Genomic DNA, 17865 nt, shown 5'->3' on the forward strand with positions numbered 1-17865 from the left:
GTCCCCGGCATCGCGAACCGAGATCGGCGCGGGGCGCGTGGTCCACCGCCCTGTCGGGTGAGTGATCGGGCAGGTCGCAGGGGGTGCGGCGGCCCGGATCAAGAGGGCAGCGGAGCGCGCTTCCCGCGCAATACGGTGTCGGATACGGCGTCGTTTGGGACGGGCAGGTGGGCGGGGAGCGGCGGAGAGGGTAGCGTGCGTAGCGCGCCACCGGCGGTTGTTCTTGGCCGCGCGCCTCTCGGCGATCCCGCAGAATGGATCGAAGAAGGTGCGCCCGAGGCAGGCACAAACGGGTGTGGACGTCGACGCGGCCCCCAGGTCCGCTCCGCCCGCAACCGAATGGCCGAAATCGATGGATGTGCTGGCGCGCTCGTGAGACTGGCGTAGGAGAGAAGCGAGACCTGTGAGTGCTGCGACGACGCGAAGCCGTACGGCCCGTACCCCCGTTCCCGACCGTCTGTGCGCCGAGGCGGTAGACCTCGCCCGCGCGGCGGCCGAGGAAGCGGCCGCGCCCGGGGTGGTGGGCGAGCATGTGGCCGTGATCCCCGAGGGGGACCGGGTCGTCACGCACTACTTCGAGTGCAAGGACCCGGCCTACCGGGGCTGGCGCTGGGCGGTGACGGTCGCCAGGGCCTCCCGCGCGAAGAACGTCACGCTGGACGAGACGGTCCTGCTGCCGGGCACCGACGCGCTGCTCGCGCCGGAGTGGGTGCCGTGGAGCGAGCGGCTGCGGCCGGGCGACATGGGGCCGGGCGACCTGCTGCCCACCGAGGCGGACGACCTGCGCCTGGAGCCGGGCTACACCGGCGAGGACGAGGTGCCGCCGAACTCCGCGGTCTCGGGCGAGCTGGCCGACCTCGTCGAGTCCGAGGACGCGGAACTGACGACGCGCCCGGAGCCGCCGCGCCGCGGTTCGATCGCGGCCGTCGCGGACGAGCTGGGCATGCGGCGTGCGCGGGTGCTGTCCCGGTACGGGCTGCACGCGGCGGCCGACCGCTGGGACGAGGGCTTCGGCGCGAAGACGCCGATGGCCCAGGCGGCCCCGGCGACGTGTGTGTCGTGCGCCTTCCTGGTGCCGCTCGCGGGTTCCCTGAAGCAGGCCTTCGGGGTCTGCGCGAACGAGTTCGGTCCGGCGGACGGGCACGTGGTGTCCCTGTCGTACGGCTGCGGTGGGCATTCGGAGGCCGCGGTGATGCCGAAGCCGCCGAAGCCGGCGCCGCATGCGCTGGACACGATGCAGGTGGACGAGTACCCGCTGCGACCGGCGCGGGACTCCGGCTCGGTGCCGGCGGAACCGGACGCCCCGACGGCGGACCTCGGCCACTCCTGAGGCGGGGCCCTTGGGCGGGCGGCAGCGTGCGCCTTCCGTGCCCCGGTCCTTGGTGCGGGGTTCCGTCCTCAATCGCCGGACGGGCTTGTTGGTGCGGGTTCCCCGCGACCCGGGGCGCCGTTCCCCGGTGGGTGGGGGTCCGGTGCCCCTCCGGGGCGTCTCCTCAAACGACGAACGTTTCCAGTCCCACGCGGCGGGAGCCCGGTATCCGTTCGTCGTCCTGCGGGGACTCCCCTGCACGGCCCCGGACCCGGCCGCCGAGCGTCTGCGGCAGAAAGCTGGGCCGGTGTTCAGACGCATGGCGGGCCGGGTGGGGGCGTGCAGGGGGGTCCCCGCAGAAAAATGGCGTACTACCCGGCCCCCGCTACGTCTCCGGTTGCCACGCCAGTTTTTGAGGAGACGCCCCGGAGGGCACCCACCCCCACCCACCGGACGAAGGCGCACCCCGCGGGGCACCCGCACACAAGCCCGTCCGGCGATTGAGGACGGAACCCCCAGCCACGAAACCCCGCACCGGCGAAGAGCCGGTAGCTTCGGGCGCACAATGGGCAGCGCTGGGTACGCGTAACCGGATCCAGGGACCACGGATGAGGGAGTCACGGCGTGAGCATGAATGCGACCGAGGGGGCCGACCCGTTCGGGACCGCACGGCTGCGACGCGGCGTGCTCGATGCCTGGGGCGCCGGCCCCGCCCGCTTCCGCGAGGACGCCAACGCCGAGGAGGACCTCGCGCTCGGCGGCTACCGCGACCGCCTCGTCGTCGAGCTGGCCCAGAACGCCGCCGACGCCGCCGCCCGCGCCCGCGTGCCCGGCCGGCTCCGGCTGACCCTGCACCCGGCGACCGCGATCGCCCCGGCGGTCCTCGCCGCCGCGAACACCGGCGCCCCCCTGGACGCCACCGGCGTGGAGTCGCTGTCCACCCTGCGGGCCTCCGCCAAGCGCGAGGGGCACGAGGGGGCCGTCGGACGGTTCGGCGTCGGGTTCGCCGCCGTGCTCGCGGTGAGCGACGAACCGGCCGTCGTCGGCAGGCACGGCGGCGTCCGCTGGTCCCTCGCCGAGGCCCGCGACCTCGCCCGCGAAGCGGCCGTCGGCAGCCCCGGCCTCGGCGACGAGCTGCGCCGCCGCGACGGACACGTACCGCTGCTGCGGCTCCCGCTGCCCGCCGAGGGCACCGCCCCCGACGGCTACGACACCGTCGTCGTCCTGCCGCTGCGCGACGGCGTCGCCGAGGACCTGGTGGGCCGGCTGCTCGCCGCCGTGGACGACGCGCTGCTGCTCACGCTCGGCGGCCTGGACGAGATCGTCATCGAAACCCCGGACGCCGTACGGACGTTGCGCCGCGCGCAGCACGGCCCGTACACGCACGTCGAGGACTCCGCGCACGGCACGAACCGCTGGCGCACCGTCACCCACCACGGCCCCGTCGAGCCCGCGCTGCTGGCCGACCGTCCGCTGGAGGAACGGCTGCGCCCGCACTGGTCGGTGACCTGGGCCGTCCCCGTGGACGCGGAGGGCGCCCCGGTCCACCCCCGTACCGCCCCCGTCGTGCACGCCCCGACGCCCACTGACGAACCCCTCGGCATCCCGGCGCTGCTCATCGCCTCGCTGCCGCTGGACACCACCCGGCGCCACCCCGCGCCCGGCCCGCTCACCGACTTCCTGGTGCAGCGCGCGGCCGACGCGTACGCGGAACTGCTCGCCGACTGGCAGCCGGTGACCGTCGCCACGATCGGCCTGGTGCCCGGACCGCTCGGCAAGGGCGAGCTGGACGGTGCGTTGCGGGGTGCCGTGCTGGAGCGGCTGCCGCGCGTCGCGTTCCTGGAGCCCGCCGCCCCGCGCGACCCCGCCGCCGAACCCGACCGGTGGGACGACTGGGACGCGGGCGTCGGGAGCGCCCGCAAGGCCACCACCGCGCTGCGGCCGATCGAGGCCGAGGTGCTGGAGGGCGTCGGCGCCGAGACGGTCGCCGTGCTCGCCGAGGTGCTGCCCTGCCTGCTGCCGGCGGGGCTTGAGCGCCGCAGCGAGCTGCGGACGCTCGGCGTCGCGCGCGTCCCGCTGACCGAGGCGATCGACCGGCTCGCGGGTCTGGAGCGCGACCCCGGCTGGTGGCGGCGGCTGTACGACAGCCTGGCCGGTGTCGACCCGGACCGGCTCTCCGGCCTTCCGGTGCCGCTCGCCGGAACGGAGTCGCCGGGCCCGGACCCGGAGGCCCCGGCCGTCCCCCGGACGACGATCGGCCCCCGGCAGATCCTGCTCCCGCTGCCCGACGCGCTGACCGGCCCGGTCCTGGACCGGCTCGGCCGGCTCGGCCTGAAGGTCGCCCATCCGGACGCCGCGCACCCGCTCCTGGAGAAGCTGGGCGCCCTGCCCGCCACCCCGCGCGCCGTGCTGACGACCCCGCAGGTGCGGGCCGCCGTCGCCGGTTCGCTGGACGCGGGCGAGATCTGGGACGAGGACGCGCTGGACGGCGACGAGCTCGTGGAGACCGTCCTGACCCTGGTCCGGGACGCCGACCTGGCACCCGGCGACGAGCCCTGGCTCGGCGCGCTCGCCCTGCCCGACGAGGACGGCGAGCTCGCACCGGCCGGGGAACTCGTGCTGCCCGGCAGCCCGTTCGCCGCCGTCATGCGCGAGGGCGAACTCGCCCACTGCGACGCGGACCTGGCCGCCCGCTGGGGCAAGCAGGCGCTCACCGCGTGCGGGGTGCTCGCCACGTTCGCGCTCGTCCGGGCCACCGACGTGGTGCTCGACCCGGACGAACTGGAGCCCCGCGACAGTGACTTCGCCGAACCCGACGACGCCGGACTGCTGGACGCCGTCGACGTGTGGTGCGAGGACATCCTCGACCAGCTGCCCGACACCCCCGTGCCGCCGGTCGCCACCGAACTCGTCGCCGTCCGCGACCTCGACCTCGTCGACGACGACGCCTGGCCGCAGGCGCTCGCCCTCCTCGCCCAGCCACCGCTGCGCGACGCGCTGACCCAGCCGGTGCGCGTGCTGCTCCCGGACGGCACGACGCAGTCCGTGCGCCCCTACACGGCGTGGTGGCTGCGCGACCACCCGGTGCTGGACGGCCGTCGCCCCGCCGGTCTGCGCGCCCACGGCGGCGATCCCCGGCTCGCGGGCCTGTACGACTCCGCCGACGCGACCGGTTTCGACGACGCGCAGGTGCTGCGCGCCCTCGGCGTGCGGACCTCGGTCGCCGCGCTGCTGGACGAGCCCGGCGGTGCGGCCGAACTCCTCGGCCGGCTCGCGGACGAGGAGCGCCCGGTCTCTCCCGTACAACTGCACTCCCTGTACACGGCGCTGGCCGACCTCGACCCGGAGCAGGTCACGCTGCCCGACGAGCTGCGGGCCGTCGTCGACGGCGAGGTGCGGGTCGTCGACGCGGCGGACGCGATGATCGCGGACGCCCCGGACCTGCTGCCGCTGACCGGCGGTGTGGCACTCCTGCCGGTCGCCCCTGCCAACGCGGCGGAGCTGGCCGATCTCTTCCAGGTGCGGCGGCTCGGCGAGAGCGTCGAGGCGGCGGTGACGACCGAGGGCGAGGAGCACCGGGTCCCGGAGCCGGTCCGCATCCTGCTCGGCGCCGGCACCCCGGACACGTACGTCGAGCACGGCGAACTGCGGGCGGGCGGCGTCGAACTGGACTGGCGCCGCACCCCGGACGGCGTCGTCCACGCCTCGACCCTGGAGGGCGTCGCCGCGGGCCTGGCCTGGGCGGCCGGTCAGTGGCCGCGCCGCTTCGAGGTCGCGGCCCTGCTGGAGGACCCGTCCCGCACGGAGGAACTGGCCCGGGACCGCTGGTTCGACTGACGGCCGGGACGCTTCCCGGCCCGCCGCGGGCGGACCGATATGGGCGGCCTCCGCAAAATCTTCATACTCTCGCACAACCCTTCACATGTGTTCCTCGTCTGGTCTGTCGAGTCACCGACTCGACAGACCGACCGGCCCCAGCCGCCCGCCCGCGGACCGGGGCCCTTTCCTCCGGGGACACACACATGCGCATGCGCACCTCTGCCGCCGTCGCGATCGGCGCCCTGGCCCTGACGGCCCTCGCCGTGCCGGCCGCCCAGGCCGACGGCGGGTACGGCGACACCGCCATCACCAAGGTCACGGTCAACGGCGGCAAGAACGTGGTCGTCGGCACGAGCCTCGTCAAGAAGTTCACCGTGTCCGTGACCGCCAGGGACGACTCGGGGATCGCGGCAGCCGACATCTCCCTGCACGGACCGGGGTTCGGCTACCTCGACACGAGCAGCACCCGCTGCTCCGGCAGCACCTGCACCGCGACGTTCACGGTCGACCCCAAGGTCGACCTCATGTACTCCAACGACTACGCCGGCACCTGGTACGTCGACGCGTGGGTGGACGCCCGGGACGGCGACTACATCTGGACGCAGAAGGCCCGCTCCTTCAAGTTCCAGCGGGCGGCGACGCAGAGCGTGAACGCCTCCCCCGAGCCGGTGAGGAAGGGGAAGACCCTCACCGTCACGGGCAAGCTGGCCCGGGCCAGCTGGGACGACTTCAAGTACCACGGCTACACCGCCCAGTCGGTCAGGCTGCAGTTCTGCAAGAAGGGCAGCAAGACGTACACCACGGTGAAGACGGTGAAGACGAACAGCACCGGCAGCCTGAAGACCACGGTCAAGGCCTCGGCCGACGGCTACTGGCGCTACAGCTTCGCCGGTACGGCCACCACCCCGGCGGCGACCTCCGCGGCCGACTTCGTCGACGTGAAGTAGCCCGCGCGCGCCGGTGCTTCCCGCTACACCGGGAAGCGCCGGCCCACCAGGCGCCAGGTGTACTCCAGGGCGACCGAGGCGACCACGGCGATGCCCACCGCCGTCCACGGCATCGTGGTGCCCACCAGCTTCAGGGCGAAGAAGTCCTGGAGCCACGGCACCACGAGCACGACCAGGAACGCCAGGCCCATCGCGGCCACCAGGCAGATCCGCCACCAGGTGTAGGGGCGGGCGATGATCGCCAGGACCCACATCGAGACCAGGAACAGCGTGAGGGTCGCCGCGCTGGTCTCCGCGTCGAGTGCACCGGTGCCGGAGTAGTGGTGCCGGGCGATCAGGTACATCACGAAGGTGGCGGCGGCCGCGATGGTGCCGGACGGGATCGCGTACCGCATGACGCGGCGCACGAAGTGCGGATGGGCCCGCTCCTTGTTGGGGGCCAGCGCCAGGAAGAACGCCGGGATACCGATCGTCAGCGTCGACAGCAGCGTCAGATGGCGGGGCAGGAACGGGTACTCGACCTGGAAGCAGACCACCAGGACGGCCAGCAGCACCGAGTACACGGTCTTCGTCAGGAACAGGGTGGCGACCCGGGTGATGTTGCCGATGACGCGGCGCCCCTCGGCGACGACGGACGGCAGCGTCGCGAAGCTGTTGTTCAGCAGCACGATCTGGGCGACCGCGCGGGTCGCCTCCGAGCCCGAGCCCATCGAGACGCCGATGTCGGCGTCCTTCAGGGCGAGGACGTCGTTGACGCCGTCGCCCGTCATCGCGACGGTGTGGCCGCGCGACTGGAGGGCGGCGACCATCTCCCGCTTCTGCTGCGGGGTGACCCGGCCGAAGACCGTGTTCTCCTCCATGGCGGTGGCCATCGCGTCCGGGTCGGTGGGCAGCTTGCGCGCGTCCAGGGTGTGTTCGGCGCCCGGCAGCCCGAGCTTCGCGGCGACGGCGCCGACCGAGACGGCGTTGTCGCCGGAGATCACCTTCGTGGCGACCCGCTGGTCGGCGAAGTAGGCGAGGGTCTCCCCGGCGTCGGGCCGCAGCCGCTGCTCCAGGACGATCAGCGCGCCCGGCGCGGCCCCGGCGGCGATGTCCGGTGCGTCCAGCTCGCCCCGCACCCGGGCCAGGAGCAGCACCCGCAGGCCCTGTTCGTTGAGCTGCTCGATCTCGGTGAGTGTCGGGTCGGCCTCGGGCAGCAGCACGTCGGGGGCTCCCAGCAGCCAGGACGACGACCGCCCCCCGCCCTCGTCGAACGCGGCGCCGCTGTACTTGCGGGCCGAGGAGAACGGCAGGGCCTGGGTGACGTCCCAGCTCTGCCCGTCGGGGGACGGGTACGCGTCGATGATGGCCTGGAGGCTGGCGTTGGGCCGGGGGTCGGAGGCGCCGAGCGCGCCCAGCACCCGGTGCAGGTACGCCTCGTCCGACCCGTTCAGCGCGCGGACCTCGGTGACGTCCATGCCGCCCTCGGTGAGGGTGCCGGTCTTGTCGAGGCAGACGACGTCGACCCGGGCCAGGCCCTCGATGGCGGGGAGTTCCTGGACGAGGCACTGTTTGCGCCCCAGCCGTACGACTCCGATCGCGAAGGCGACCGAGGTGAGCAGGACCAGCCCTTCCGGGATCATCGGGACGATGCCGCCGACGGTCCGGGCGATCGAGTCCTTGAAGTTGTTGTCCTTGACGACGAGCTGGCTGATGATCAGGCCGATCGCGGTCGGGATCATCATCCAGGTGACGTACTTGAGGATGGTCGAGATGCCGCTGCGCAGCTCGGACTGGACGAGCGTGAAGCGGGAGGCCTCCTCGGCGAGCTGTGCGGCGTAGGCCTCGCGGCCGACCTTGGTGGCGGTGAAGGCGCCGCCGCCCGCGACGACGAAGCTGCCGGACATGACGGGGTCGCCGGCCCGTTTCAGCACCGGGTCGGCCTCGCCGGTGAGCAGGGACTCGTCGATCTCCAGGCTGTCGGCCTCGGCGACGGCGCCGTCCACCACGACCTTGTCGCCGGGGCCGAGTTCGACGAGGTCGCCGAGGACGATCTCGGAGGTGGAGATCTCGGCGGCCACGCCGTCGCGGCGCACCGTGGGTTTCGCCTCGCCGATGACCGCGAGGCTGTCCAGGGTCTTCTTGGCCCGCCACTCCTGCACGATGCCGATGCCGGTGTTGGCGATGATCACGAACCCGAACAGGCTGTCCTGGATGGGCGCGACGAACAGCATGATCACCCAGAGCACGCCGATGATCAGGTTGAACCGGGTGAAGACGTTGGCGCGGACGATCTCGGTCACGGACCGGGAGGAGCGCACGGGCACGTCGTTGACCTCGCCCCGGGCGATCCGCTCGGCGACCTCGGCGGCGGTGAGCCCGCGGCCGTCGGCGGGCAGCTCGACCGGGTGGACCGGGTCGAGCTCGGAACCGGCGTCGATCAACACCGGCCGGTCGGCGCCGGGAGGTCCTGAGGAGCCGTCCGGCTCATCCCCTGAGGGGTCGGGTGCCCGCTGAGTCATGGTTCCGACGGTACGGGCGGAACGTCCGGTTCACCCGCCGGGGGGCCGGAAGATCAGACCGGGGGAGGAGGCGAATGGTCCCGTGGCAGTACGGCCCCGGTGCGGGCGTCCCCGCACGGGTGGTGGTGCCGGGTCTCAGGCGGTGGCGCCCGGGGTCTCCGCGGAGTCGTCGCCCGCGGCGGCGGCGCGCTTGAGTGCCGCGTCGCGGCCCCGTACGTACCAGATGCCGATCAGTCCGAGCCCCGCACCGGCCAGGCAGGTCCACACCCACCACAGGTGTCCGTGGTCGTCGAACCAGCCGTAGAAGGGGAGCTGGACCAGGAAGAGGACGAACCAGAGGATCGTGCCGCCGGTGATGGTCGCGACGACCGGCCCCTCCAGGGGCTCGGGTGCCTCGTGCTTCGGTGTCCACTTCGCCATGCCGCCAGTGTATGCGGCGCGTACGTAAAGGCCGTCGGGCCAGTCGGCCCAAGGGTCTACGCGCGGAGATAGCGATCTTCGCCTTATGTATTCATACTGAATCTGCTTACGACTGTCTCGAATTATTCGTGTGAACGTCCAAAGCTGACCGCATTTACCCCCTCTACGTACGACTGAGGTCATACATGTCCCCCTCGGCCACCGCTCCGGTCGACTCCACCCCGCCTCCGTCCCCCGGGTCCGCCGGCGGCCTGGACGGTTTCTTCAAGATCTCCGAGCGGGGGTCGTCGGTCGCGCGTGAGATCCGCGGCGGATTCGCGACCTTCTTCGCGATGGCCTACATCATCGTGCTGAACCCGATCATCCTCGGCAGCGCGAAGGACATGTACGGCCACCAGCTCGACAGCGGCCAGCTGGTCACCGCGACCGTGCTGACGGCGGCGTTCTCCACGCTCCTCATGGGCGTCATCGGCAACGTGCCGATCGCGCTGGCCGCGGGCCTCGGCGTCAACACCGTCGTCGCCCTCCAGCTCGCCCCCCGGATGAGCTGGCCCGACGCGATGGGCATGGTCGTCCTCGCCGGCATCGTGGTCATGCTGCTGGTCGCGACCGGGCTGCGCGAACGCGTCATGAACGCCGTACCGACCTCGCTCCGCAAGGGCATCGCGATCGGTATCGGCATGTTCATCCTGCTGATCGGTCTGGTCGACTCGGGCTTCGTCTCCCGCATCCCGGACGTCGCGCACACCACCGTGCCGCTCCAGCTCGGCAACGACGGTCACCTCAACGGCTGGCCGGTCCTGGTCTTCGTCCTCGGCGCGCTGCTCACCCTCGCGCTGATCGTCCGCAAGGTGCCGGGCGCGATCCTGATCTCCATCGTGGCGATGACGGTCGTCGCGCTGATCATCGACGCGATCGCCGACCTGCCGGGCGCGGCCTGGGGCCTGACGGTGCCGGAGTGGCCGGGCAATCCGGTCGCCTCGCCGGACTTCGGGCTGATCGGCGACGTCAGCCTGTTCGGCGGCTTCGACAAGGTCGGTGTCCTCACCGGTGTCCTGTTCGTCTTCACCGTGCTGCTGTCCTGCTTCTTCGACGCGATGGGCACCATCCTCGGTGTCGGCGACGAGGCCAAGCTGACGGACAAGGACGGCAACTTCCCCGGCATCAACAAGGTGCTGTTCGTCGACGGCATCGCGGTCGCCGCGGGCGGTGCGAGCTCCTCGTCCGCCTCGACCTGCTTCGTGGAGTCCACGGCGGGTGTCGGTGAGGGAGCCCGCACCGGCTTCGCGAGCGTGGTGACGGGTCTGCTGTTCACGGCGGCGCTGTTCCTCACCCCGCTGGCGACCATGGTCCCCTCGCAGGCGGCCACTCCGGCGCTGCTGGCGGTCGGCTTCCTGATCATCGCGGGCTCGGTCCGGGACATCGACTGGAGCGACTACACGCTCGCGATCCCGGCCTTCCTCGCCATGGTCATGATGCCGTTCACGTACTCGATCACCAATGGCATCGGCATCGGCTTCATCGCGTTCTGCGTGCTGCGGCTGGCCGCCGGCCGCGGTCGCGAGGTGCCGGTCGCCATGTACGTGGTGTCGGCGGTCTTCGTCTTCTACTACGCGATGCCGGCGCTCGGCCTCACGTGATCCCCGGGGTACGCGGGCGCCCGGCCCGGGAGGTCTCCGTCAGGTGACCTCCTCGGCCCGGGCCCCCTCCGCCCCGTAGAACTTCTCCGTCTCGTCGACGGCCGCCTGGAAGCGCTCGTCGAAGTCGTCGCGAATGAGCGTCCGGACCACATAGTCCTGGACGCTCATTCCGCGTCTGGCGGCGTGCTGCTTGAGCCGGTCGAGCAGCTCACCGTCTATCCGCAGGCTGAGCACTGTCGATCCCATGGCATGCAGGGTTACGTCCCCCGGGCCCGGCGCGCGTGACTTTCCGCAGCCGACTCACTCGTTTGGGTGATCGATTGGTGATTCCGCTCTCGCGCGTGTACCACCGAGTGGTCTTTAGGGTAGGTAATGAGTTACGCTAACAAACATGCCTGACCTGATCCACGACAGCGACAGTGCCGCCGCCGTGAGCTCCCTTCGTTCCGCCGTCATGCTGCTCGGCCGGCGCCTGAAGCACCAGCGCGTCGACGAGTCGCTGAGCCCGACCGAGATGTCGGTGCTCGGCACACTCGCCCGTTGCGGTTCCGCCACCCCCGGTGAGCTGGCCCGCAAGGAGCATGTGCAGCCGCCGTCGATGACCCGCATCGTCGCGCTGCTGGAAGCGAAGGGTCTTGTCAGACTGGAACCGCACCCCGATGACCGTCGCCAGAAGATGGTCAGCCAGACCGAGCAGGCCGAGGCCATGCTCGCGGAGAGCCGCAACAAGCGGAACGCCTGGCTGACCACCCTCGCCGAAGGCCTGGACGAGGACGAGTGGGAAACGCTGCGCAACGCGGCGCCCGTGCTGGAGAAGCTCGCCCACCTGTAGCGGAGCCGGCCGCGCCGGACAGAACCGGCGCACCGCCCCCACCGCCGCATCCTTGTCAGTCAGCGCAATGTCCACGCCCGAGGAGGCGAACCCTTTTGAGTACGGGATCCGGAGCAGACTCCGCCCCCGCACCGACTTCCACCCACGAGAGCAAGCCCGGCGGGACCTTCTCGTCGCTGAAGATCCGTAACTACCGCCTGTTCGCAACCGGCGCCGTGATCTCCAACACCGGTACCTGGATGTCCCGCATCACGCAGGACTGGCTCGTCCTGAGCCTCACCGGGTCCGCCGCCGCCGTCGGCATCACCACGGCACTCCAGTTCCTCCCGATGCTTCTCTTCGGCCTGTACGGCGGCGTCATCGCCGACCGTCTCCCGAAGCGCAAGCTCCTGCTCTTCAGCCAGGCGGCACTCGGCCTGTGCGGGATCGCGCTCGCCGTCCTCACGCTCTCCGGCGTGGTCCAGGTGTGGCACGTCTACCTGATCGCGTTCCTGCTCGGCATGGTCACGGTCGTGGACAACCCGGCCCGCCAGTCGTTCGTCTCCGAGATGGTCGGCCCCGCCCAGCTGCGGAACGCGGTCAGCCTGAACTCGGCGAACTTCCAGTCCGCCCGGCTCATCGGTCCCGCCGTCGCGGGTGTGCTGATCACCTCGGTCGGCAGCGGCTGGGCCTTCATGTTCAACGGACTGTCGTTCCTCGCGCCGCTCGTCGGCCTGATGATGATGCGGACCAGCGAGCTGCACAAGGCCGTCGTCGTGCCGCGTGCCAAGGGGCAGCTGCGCGAAGGCCTGCGGTACGTCTCCGGCCGCCCGGAGCTGATCTGGCCGATCGTCCTCGTCGGCTTCGTCGGTACGTTCGGCTTCAACTTCCCGATCTGGCTGACTGCCTTCGCGGACGAGGTCTTCCACGGCGGCGCCGGGATGTACTCGTTCTTCAACATCCTGATGGCGGCCGGCTCCCTGGTCGGCGCCCTGCTCGCAGCCCGCCGCCGCTCCTCGCGGCTGCGGATGCTGGTGGCCGCCGGTACGGCGTTCGGTCTGCTGGAGATCATCGCCTCCGTCTCGCCGTCCGTCTGGCTGTTCTCGATCCTGCTGGTCCCGATCGGCATGATCGGCCTGACGACCAACATCAGCGCGAACACCAGCGTGCAGATGGCGGCCGACCCGGCCATGCGAGGTCGGGTGATGAGCCTGTACATGATGGTCTTCGCCGGGGGTACGCCGGTGGGCGCCCCGATCGTCGGCTGGATCAGCGACGCGTACGGCGTCCGGACCGGAATGGCGGTCGGCGGGGCGTTCTCGCTGGTGGCCGCGCTCGGTGTCGGCCTCATGCTGGCCCGCGTCGGCGGCCTGCGCCTCAAGGTCGACCTGCGCCCGGGCCGCCCGCACGTGCGGTTCGTCCCGCGCGAGCAGCTGGCGACGGCGGCCTGAGAGCCGCCCGTACGGACGTGACACGGCCCCGCCCGGGGAATCGGGCGGGGCCGTACGCGCAGGACGGCGCGCCGGGTCCTGCCAGACTCGCCGCATGAGACTCTTCGCCGCCGTCCTGCCACCGGCCCCCGCGGTCGAGGAGCTGCGCCGTGCCGTGGTCCGGCTGCGCTCCCTGCCCGGCGCCGACACCCTGCGCTGGACCGGGACCCCGGGCTGGCACTACACGCTGGCCTTCCTCGGGGAGGTCGACGAGGACCTGCTGCCGGACCTGTACGGCCGGCTGGAGCGGGCCGCGCACCGGACCGAGGCGTTCGGGATGCGCGTCCACGGCGGCGGCCGGTTCGACGGACGGGCGCTGTGGGCGGGGGCCGCGGGCGCGCTCGACGCCCTGCGGCTGCTGGCCGAGCGCGCCCACGCCGCCGCGCGCCGGGCCGGGGTACCGATGGAGGAGCACCGCCGCTACACCCCGCACCTGACCCTGGCCCGCAGCCGCGTCCCGGCGGACCTGACCCCGTTCACCGCTGCCCTGGAAGGCTTCGAGGGCCTGCGCTGGGAGGCCGGTGAGCTCAGTCTCGTACGCAGTCATCTGCCGGTGGACGGGGTGCCGGGGGAGCAGCCGCGGTACGAGGTGGTGCGGGCCTGGCCGCTGGGACGGTGAGCGGGGCGGTTACGCTCGACGGGTGGACCCGCAGACCAGAAACCGCATCATGGCCGCCGTGCTTGTGCTGATGTTCGCCGTCGTCGCCGTGGCGGCCGCGGTCGGCTGATGACGGCCCGCCTCAGCTGAACCCCCGCGCCGTCTCCTTCGCGAACGCCCCGGGGTTGTCGAGCATGATGTTGTGCCCGCAGTCCGGGACCGCGATCACGCGTACCCCGCCCGCCGTGAGCGCGTCCTCGCCCGGCAGCGGACCGTCGCTCTCCGGGCGCAGGTACGTCACCGGGATCGGCAGCTCCAGCAGGAGTGCCCGCATCGTCGGCGTCGTCCCGCGCGCCAGGTGGACCGCGCTGCGGTGCAGGGCCTCGGGCCCGGCGAGCCGCATGGTCGACCACCAGTGCGCGCCCACCCGCTCACGGACCTCGTCCCGGCCGTGGGCCAGGAACTCCTCCTCCGTATACGCGGCGATGCCGCTGCTGCCCGCCGGCGGCACCGGCGACGGGACGACCGGGTCGAGATTCGCGTCCACCAGCACCAGCCGTGCCACCAGGTGCGGGTGGCGGGCCGCGAGGACGATCGCCACCGCGCCGCCCATGCTGTGCGCGACGACTTCCGCGTCCCGGACCCCGGCCGTCTCCAGCGCGTTCGCGACGGCGTCCGCGTGGTCCTCCAGGGTGTAGACGAAGTCCGTGGGCCGGTCGCTGATGCCGAAGCCGAGCAGGTCCATCAGCAGGGCGCGGCCGCCGGCGAGCAGCGGGTGGGTGGCGCTCGCCGTGAAGTAGGGGCCGCTGGAGGCACCGAGTCCGTGCAGATAGAGCCGGGGCGGCGCGGTGGTGTCGTGGCCCGCGATGTCCACCCACCGGATACGCGCGCCGCCGGCCGTCACCTGTGCGTCCTGCATGTCTCCTCCTCGGATCCCGATGCCTCGCCTAAGTATCGATGGGACTATATATCGATGCCGAGGTATAACGACATGGGGGAAGATACGGGAATGCTGGAACTGGCCATCCTGGGATTTCTGTACGAGCAGCCGCTGCACGGGTACGAACTGAAGCGGCGGGTCGCCCACCTCACCGGCCATGTGCGCCCGATCGCCGACGGCACCCTCTACCCCGCGATCAAGCGGCTGGAGCGCGCCGGCCTGCTCGACCGCCGCACCGAACCCGGTACCAGAGCCGCGCCCCGGCACACCCTCACCCTCACCGGCGGGGGCCGCGACGAGCTGCTCCGCCGGCTGCGCGATGCCGGTGAGCTGGACATCAGCGACGAGAACCGCTGGTTCACCGTCCTCGCCTTCCTGCGCCACCTCGCGGACCCGGCCGGGCAGGCCGCCGTGCTGCGCAGGCGGCTGACGTTCCTGGAGGAGCCCAGCAGTTTCTTCTACGAGGGGGAGCGGCCGCTCGGCGCCGAGGCGTTCGACGACCCCTTCCGCCGGGGCCTGCTGAGGATCGCCCGCGCGACCAGTGAGGCGGAGCTGGGCTGGCTGGCCGAGACCCTGGCCGGACTGGAGGACTGACCGTTCGCGCGGATGCGGACGAGTGCTTGCTTCGAGCGGACTCGAAGGCGTTGGCTTGGGTCCCATGAAGTACACACATCTGGGACGCACGGGACTCGAAGTCAGCCGCCTCGTACTGGGCACGATGAACTTCGGTCCGCAGACCAATGAGCCGGACAGCCACACCATCATGGACGCGGCGCTCGACGCGGGCGTCAACTTCTTCGACACCGCCAACGTCTACGGCTGGGGCGAGAACAAGGGCCGCACCGAGGAGATCCTCGGCACCTGGTTCGCCAAGGGCGGCGACCGCCGGGACAAGGTGGTCCTGGCCACGAAGGTGTACGGGAACATGGCCGCCGAAGGCGACGCCTGGCCCAACCACCACAAGCTCTCCGCGCTGAACATCCGGCGTGCCGTCGACGCCAGCCTCAAGCGGCTCCAGACGGACCACATCGACCTCTACCAGTTCCACCACATCGACCGTGACACCCCGGTCGACGAGATCTGGCAGGCCGTCGACGTCCTGATCCAGCAGGGCAAGATCCTCTACGCGGGCTCGTCCAACTTCGCCGGCTGGAAGATCGCCCAGACCAACGAGACGGCCCGCGCCCGCGGTTCGTTCGGTCTGGTCAGCGAGCAGTGCCTCTACAACCTCGCGGAGCGCCGCGCGGAGATGGAGGTCATCCCGGCCGCGCAGGAGTACGGCCTCGGCGTCATCCCGTGGTCGCCGCTGCACGGCGGTCTCCTCGGCGGTGCGATCCGCAAGGAGAGCACGGGCGGCGGGTCCGCGCGCTCGACCTCCGGCCGGTCCGCCGAGACGCTCGCCGACCCCACGGCCCGGAAGCAGATCCAGGCGTACGAGGACCTGCTCGACAAGCACGGCCTGGAGCCGGGCGAGGTGGGCCTGGCCTGGCTGCTGACCCGGCCGGGTGTCACGGGTCCGATCAGCGGCCCGCGCACGCTGGAGCAGCTGGAGTCCGCGGTGCGCGCGGTCGACCTGGAACTCTCGGACGAGCTGCTCTCCGCGCTCGACGAGATCTTCCCGGGCCCGGGCCCGTCGCCGGAGGCCTTCGCCTGGTAGACCCGGCCGGCCGGGCGGTCCCGGGTGCCGCGCGCACTCAGACCGTCCGGCCGTTCCGGTGCCCGGACGGGGCCAGGATCTGGCCCAGCAGGGCCGCGGTGACGATCCAGATGCCGCAGGCGACGGGCAGCGCGCCGATGGTCTCCAGCGGGGAGCGGTAGGCGAGCATCCCCCAGGCCACGAGGCCGTTGACCCAGCCGCTCATGGACAGGATGAGCGCCGCCCGCGGCGAGAGGCCCAGCCGGGCGATGAGCTGGTCCGCGAGCAGCACGCCCAGCGTCAGCGCCGCGAGACAGGCCACGAAGGCGAACCCGATGAAGCGCGTGGAGACCTCGTCCGTCGCCGCCTGGTTCATCGCCGTCCCGGCGATACCGAGGGGCAGAGCGAGCAGGAGCGCGGACACGAACCGGTGGAACAGCGACTTGTCCTGCGGGTCGAAGATGTTGGTGAATCCCTGGGCGGCGGCCATGCCACCCAGCCCGGCGGCGACGGTCCCGAGGAGAGCCGCCTGCGGCCCGGCCGGTGTGCACGTCATCAGGAGCAGCCCCATGACCAGGGCCGTGCCCGCACCGGCGAGCCAGGTGGCCGCGACCGTACGGGTGGAGACCGTGCCGTCGCGCGACGTCCGCCCGGCGATCCGCAGCCGCTCGGGCTCGGTCGCGGGCTGCGGGCCGCCCGGCAGCGGGAACGGGTAGGAGGGCATCGGCTGCGGGAAGGGCGCGGTGGGCGGAGCCGTCGGGTACGCCACCTGCGGGGCGGGCAGGACGGGTGCGGCCGGGGCCGGTGCCGCGGGGGATGCGGAGTCGGAGTGCGCGACCGACCCCAGGACGCTCGGGGTGGCCTCGGCCTCGGCGGACGGTGCCGCCCGGCCCGGCCCGGCGGCGATCGCGGCCCGCAGCAGGGCGGCGGTCTCCGCCGCGTCCGCGGGACGCTGATCCGGTTCCTTGGACAGTAATCGCATGACGAGCGCGTCGAGTCCGCCGAACCCGGCCAGCTCCGCCCGCCGGGCGCTCAGTGGTTGCGGGACGTCCCCGAGGTGCTGCGCCAGCACCGCCGTACCGGCACCGGTGAACGGCGGTGCGCCGGTGAGCAGCGTGTGCAGGAGACAGCCCAGGGAGTACAGATCGCTGCGGCTGTCCAGCACGTCGGGCGCCCGGATCTGTTCCGGCGACATGTAGAGCGGGGTGCCGATCACGAAGCCGACGGCGGTCAGGTCGGTACGGGTCATCTCCGCGGCCGTCGACAGCATCCGGGCGATCCCGAAGTCGAGGATCTTGATGGTGCCGGCCGCGGTGAGCAGGATGTTGGCCGGTTTGATGTCACGGTGCACGATGCCTGCCCGGTGCGCGGTCTCCAGCCCCGCGCAGATCTCCACGCCCCACCCCAGCACCTCCTCGGGCGAGGGAAGGTCCGGCTTGCTGCCCTCCAGTACGGCCCCGAGGTCGCGCCCCTGGAGGTGCTCCAGGACGAGGTAGAGGACGCGTTCCCCCGCCACCCGGGCCTCGCCGAAGTCGTGCAGGGTCACGATGTGCGGGCTCGACAGACCGCCGACGACCCGGGCCTCACGGGCGAAACGGGTCGCGGAGGTGTCCCCGTCCGGCCGGGAGAGGACCTTGACCGCGACCTTGCGGCCGATGCGTTCGTCCTCCGCGAGCCAGACCCGCCCCATGCCGCCGGAACCCACCGGTTCCGTCAGCCGGTACCGTCCGTCGAGAACCTCACCACGCATGGTT

14 protein-coding genes are annotated in these 17865 nt (G+C 72.1%); 9 read left to right on the forward strand and 5 right to left on the reverse strand.

The features are described 5' to 3' along the window. The first annotated feature begins 403 nt into the window (after positions 1 to 403). The 3 genes from OG408_RS22330 (at position 404) to OG408_RS22340 (ending at position 6075) form a co-directional block, all read left to right on the forward strand. Positions 404 to 1330, forward strand: a complete 927-nt coding sequence (locus OG408_RS22330) for a DUF3027 domain-containing protein (RefSeq protein ID WP_266781192.1) — start codon at positions 404 to 406, stop codon at positions 1328 to 1330. Positions 1331 to 1939: 609 nt separating this feature from the next. Then, entirely contained in the window at positions 1940 to 5146 is a 3207-nt protein-coding gene (locus OG408_RS22335) for a sacsin N-terminal ATP-binding-like domain-containing protein (RefSeq protein ID WP_326674577.1), read from the forward strand. Between the two features lie 185 nt (positions 5147 to 5331). Next, positions 5332 to 6075: a calcium-binding protein gene (locus tag OG408_RS22340; protein WP_326671570.1), complete on the forward strand. Its 744-nt coding sequence runs from the start codon at positions 5332 to 5334 to the stop codon at positions 6073 to 6075. Between the two features lie 23 nt (positions 6076 to 6098). Here the strand turns inward: OG408_RS22340 and OG408_RS22345 are convergent, their stop codons facing one another. Together OG408_RS22345 and OG408_RS22350 are read right to left on the reverse strand one after the other, a co-directional pair. Next, positions 6099 to 8576 (reverse strand): HAD-IC family P-type ATPase, encoded by a 2478-nt coding sequence (locus tag OG408_RS22345; protein WP_266781196.1) that lies wholly within the window; start codon positions 8574 to 8576, stop codon positions 6099 to 6101. Between the two features lie 135 nt (positions 8577 to 8711). Next, on the reverse strand, positions 8712 to 8996 hold the full coding sequence (locus OG408_RS22350) for a DUF2530 domain-containing protein (RefSeq protein WP_266781198.1): 285 nt from the start codon (positions 8994 to 8996) through the stop codon (positions 8712 to 8714). A gap of 185 nt (positions 8997 to 9181) precedes the next feature. Between OG408_RS22350 and OG408_RS22355 the strand changes: the two genes are divergently transcribed. Beyond that, entirely contained in the window at positions 9182 to 10636 is a 1455-nt protein-coding gene (locus OG408_RS22355; RefSeq protein WP_266781200.1) for an NCS2 family permease, read from the forward strand. Between the two features lie 39 nt (positions 10637 to 10675). Here the strand turns inward: OG408_RS22355 and OG408_RS22360 are convergent, their stop codons facing one another. Beyond that, the gene (locus tag OG408_RS22360; protein ID WP_266781201.1) at positions 10676 to 10882 is read right to left on the reverse strand and encodes a ribbon-helix-helix protein, CopG family; all 207 of its coding nucleotides are present in this window, start codon (positions 10880 to 10882) and stop codon (positions 10676 to 10678) included. 145 nt (positions 10883 to 11027) lie between these two features. On the opposite strand from OG408_RS22360, the gene OG408_RS22365 reads away from it, so the two are divergent. From OG408_RS22365 to thpR, 3 genes are all read left to right on the forward strand, one after another. Beyond that, positions 11028 to 11468: a MarR family winged helix-turn-helix transcriptional regulator gene (locus tag OG408_RS22365; RefSeq protein WP_123524412.1), complete on the forward strand. Its 441-nt coding sequence runs from the start codon at positions 11028 to 11030 to the stop codon at positions 11466 to 11468. A 95-nt stretch (positions 11469 to 11563) separates the two neighbouring features. Beyond that, the gene (locus tag OG408_RS22370) at positions 11564 to 12898 is read left to right on the forward strand and encodes an MFS transporter (protein ID WP_266781204.1); all 1335 of its coding nucleotides are present in this window, start codon (positions 11564 to 11566) and stop codon (positions 12896 to 12898) included. 94 nt (positions 12899 to 12992) lie between these two features. Then, positions 12993 to 13556 (forward strand): RNA 2',3'-cyclic phosphodiesterase, encoded by a 564-nt coding sequence (thpR, locus tag OG408_RS22375; RefSeq protein WP_266781206.1) that lies wholly within the window; start codon positions 12993 to 12995, stop codon positions 13554 to 13556. A gap of 121 nt (positions 13557 to 13677) precedes the next feature. Here thpR and OG408_RS22380 read toward each other — a convergent pair whose 3' ends face one another. Beyond that, entirely contained in the window at positions 13678 to 14454 is a 777-nt protein-coding gene (locus tag OG408_RS22380; protein WP_266781208.1) for an alpha/beta fold hydrolase, read from the reverse strand. Between the two features lie 90 nt (positions 14455 to 14544). Here OG408_RS22380 and OG408_RS22385 point away from each other — a divergent pair, with 90 nt between their 5' ends. Further along, positions 14545 to 15069: a PadR family transcriptional regulator gene (locus OG408_RS22385; protein ID WP_326674578.1), complete on the forward strand. Its 525-nt coding sequence runs from the start codon at positions 14545 to 14547 to the stop codon at positions 15067 to 15069. Positions 15070 to 15133: 64 nt separating this feature from the next. Continuing rightward, positions 15134 to 16132: an aldo/keto reductase gene (locus OG408_RS22390; RefSeq protein WP_266781210.1), complete on the forward strand. Its 999-nt coding sequence runs from the start codon at positions 15134 to 15136 to the stop codon at positions 16130 to 16132. A gap of 37 nt (positions 16133 to 16169) precedes the next feature. Here OG408_RS22390 and OG408_RS22395 read toward each other — a convergent pair whose 3' ends face one another. Continuing rightward, a complete protein-coding gene (locus OG408_RS22395) occupies positions 16170 to 17861 on the reverse strand; it encodes a serine/threonine-protein kinase (protein ID WP_326671576.1) in 1692 nt (563 codons plus the stop codon). Positions 17862 to 17865: the final 4 nt, after the last annotated feature.

Source organism: Streptomyces sp. NBC_01257, from assembly GCF_035917255.1.
Lineage (GTDB): Bacteria > Actinomycetota > Actinomycetes > Streptomycetales > Streptomycetaceae > Streptomyces.

Bases quoted from the DNA above. Each gene is read 5' to 3' on its own strand.
- OG408_RS22355 (WP_266781200.1), top strand. From the start codon at position 9,182: ATGTCCCCCTCGGCCACCGCTCCGGTCGACTCCACCCCGCCTCCGTCC.
- OG408_RS22390 (WP_266781210.1), top strand. From the start codon at position 15,134: ATGAAGTACACACATCTGGGACGCACGGGACTCGAAGTCAGCCGCCTC.
- OG408_RS22335 (WP_326674577.1), top strand. From the start codon at position 1,940: ATGAATGCGACCGAGGGGGCCGACCCGTTCGGGACCGCACGGCTGCGA.
- OG408_RS22360 (WP_266781201.1), bottom strand. From the start codon at position 10,882: ATGGGATCGACAGTGCTCAGCCTGCGGATAGACGGTGAGCTGCTCGAC.
- OG408_RS22380 (WP_266781208.1), bottom strand. From the start codon at position 14,454: ATGCAGGACGCACAGGTGACGGCCGGCGGCGCGCGTATCCGGTGGGTG.
- OG408_RS22350 (WP_266781198.1), bottom strand. From the start codon at position 8,996: ATGGCGAAGTGGACACCGAAGCACGAGGCACCCGAGCCCCTGGAGGGG.
- OG408_RS22395 (WP_326671576.1), bottom strand. From the start codon at position 17,861: ATGCGTGGTGAGGTTCTCGACGGACGGTACCGGCTGACGGAACCGGTG.
- OG408_RS22340 (WP_326671570.1), top strand. From the start codon at position 5,332: ATGCGCATGCGCACCTCTGCCGCCGTCGCGATCGGCGCCCTGGCCCTG.
- thpR (WP_266781206.1), top strand. From the start codon at position 12,993: ATGAGACTCTTCGCCGCCGTCCTGCCACCGGCCCCCGCGGTCGAGGAG.
- OG408_RS22345 (WP_266781196.1), bottom strand. From the start codon at position 8,576: ATGACTCAGCGGGCACCCGACCCCTCAGGGGATGAGCCGGACGGCTCC.
- OG408_RS22385 (WP_326674578.1), top strand. From the start codon at position 14,545: ATGCTGGAACTGGCCATCCTGGGATTTCTGTACGAGCAGCCGCTGCAC.
- OG408_RS22365 (WP_123524412.1), top strand. From the start codon at position 11,028: ATGCCTGACCTGATCCACGACAGCGACAGTGCCGCCGCCGTGAGCTCC.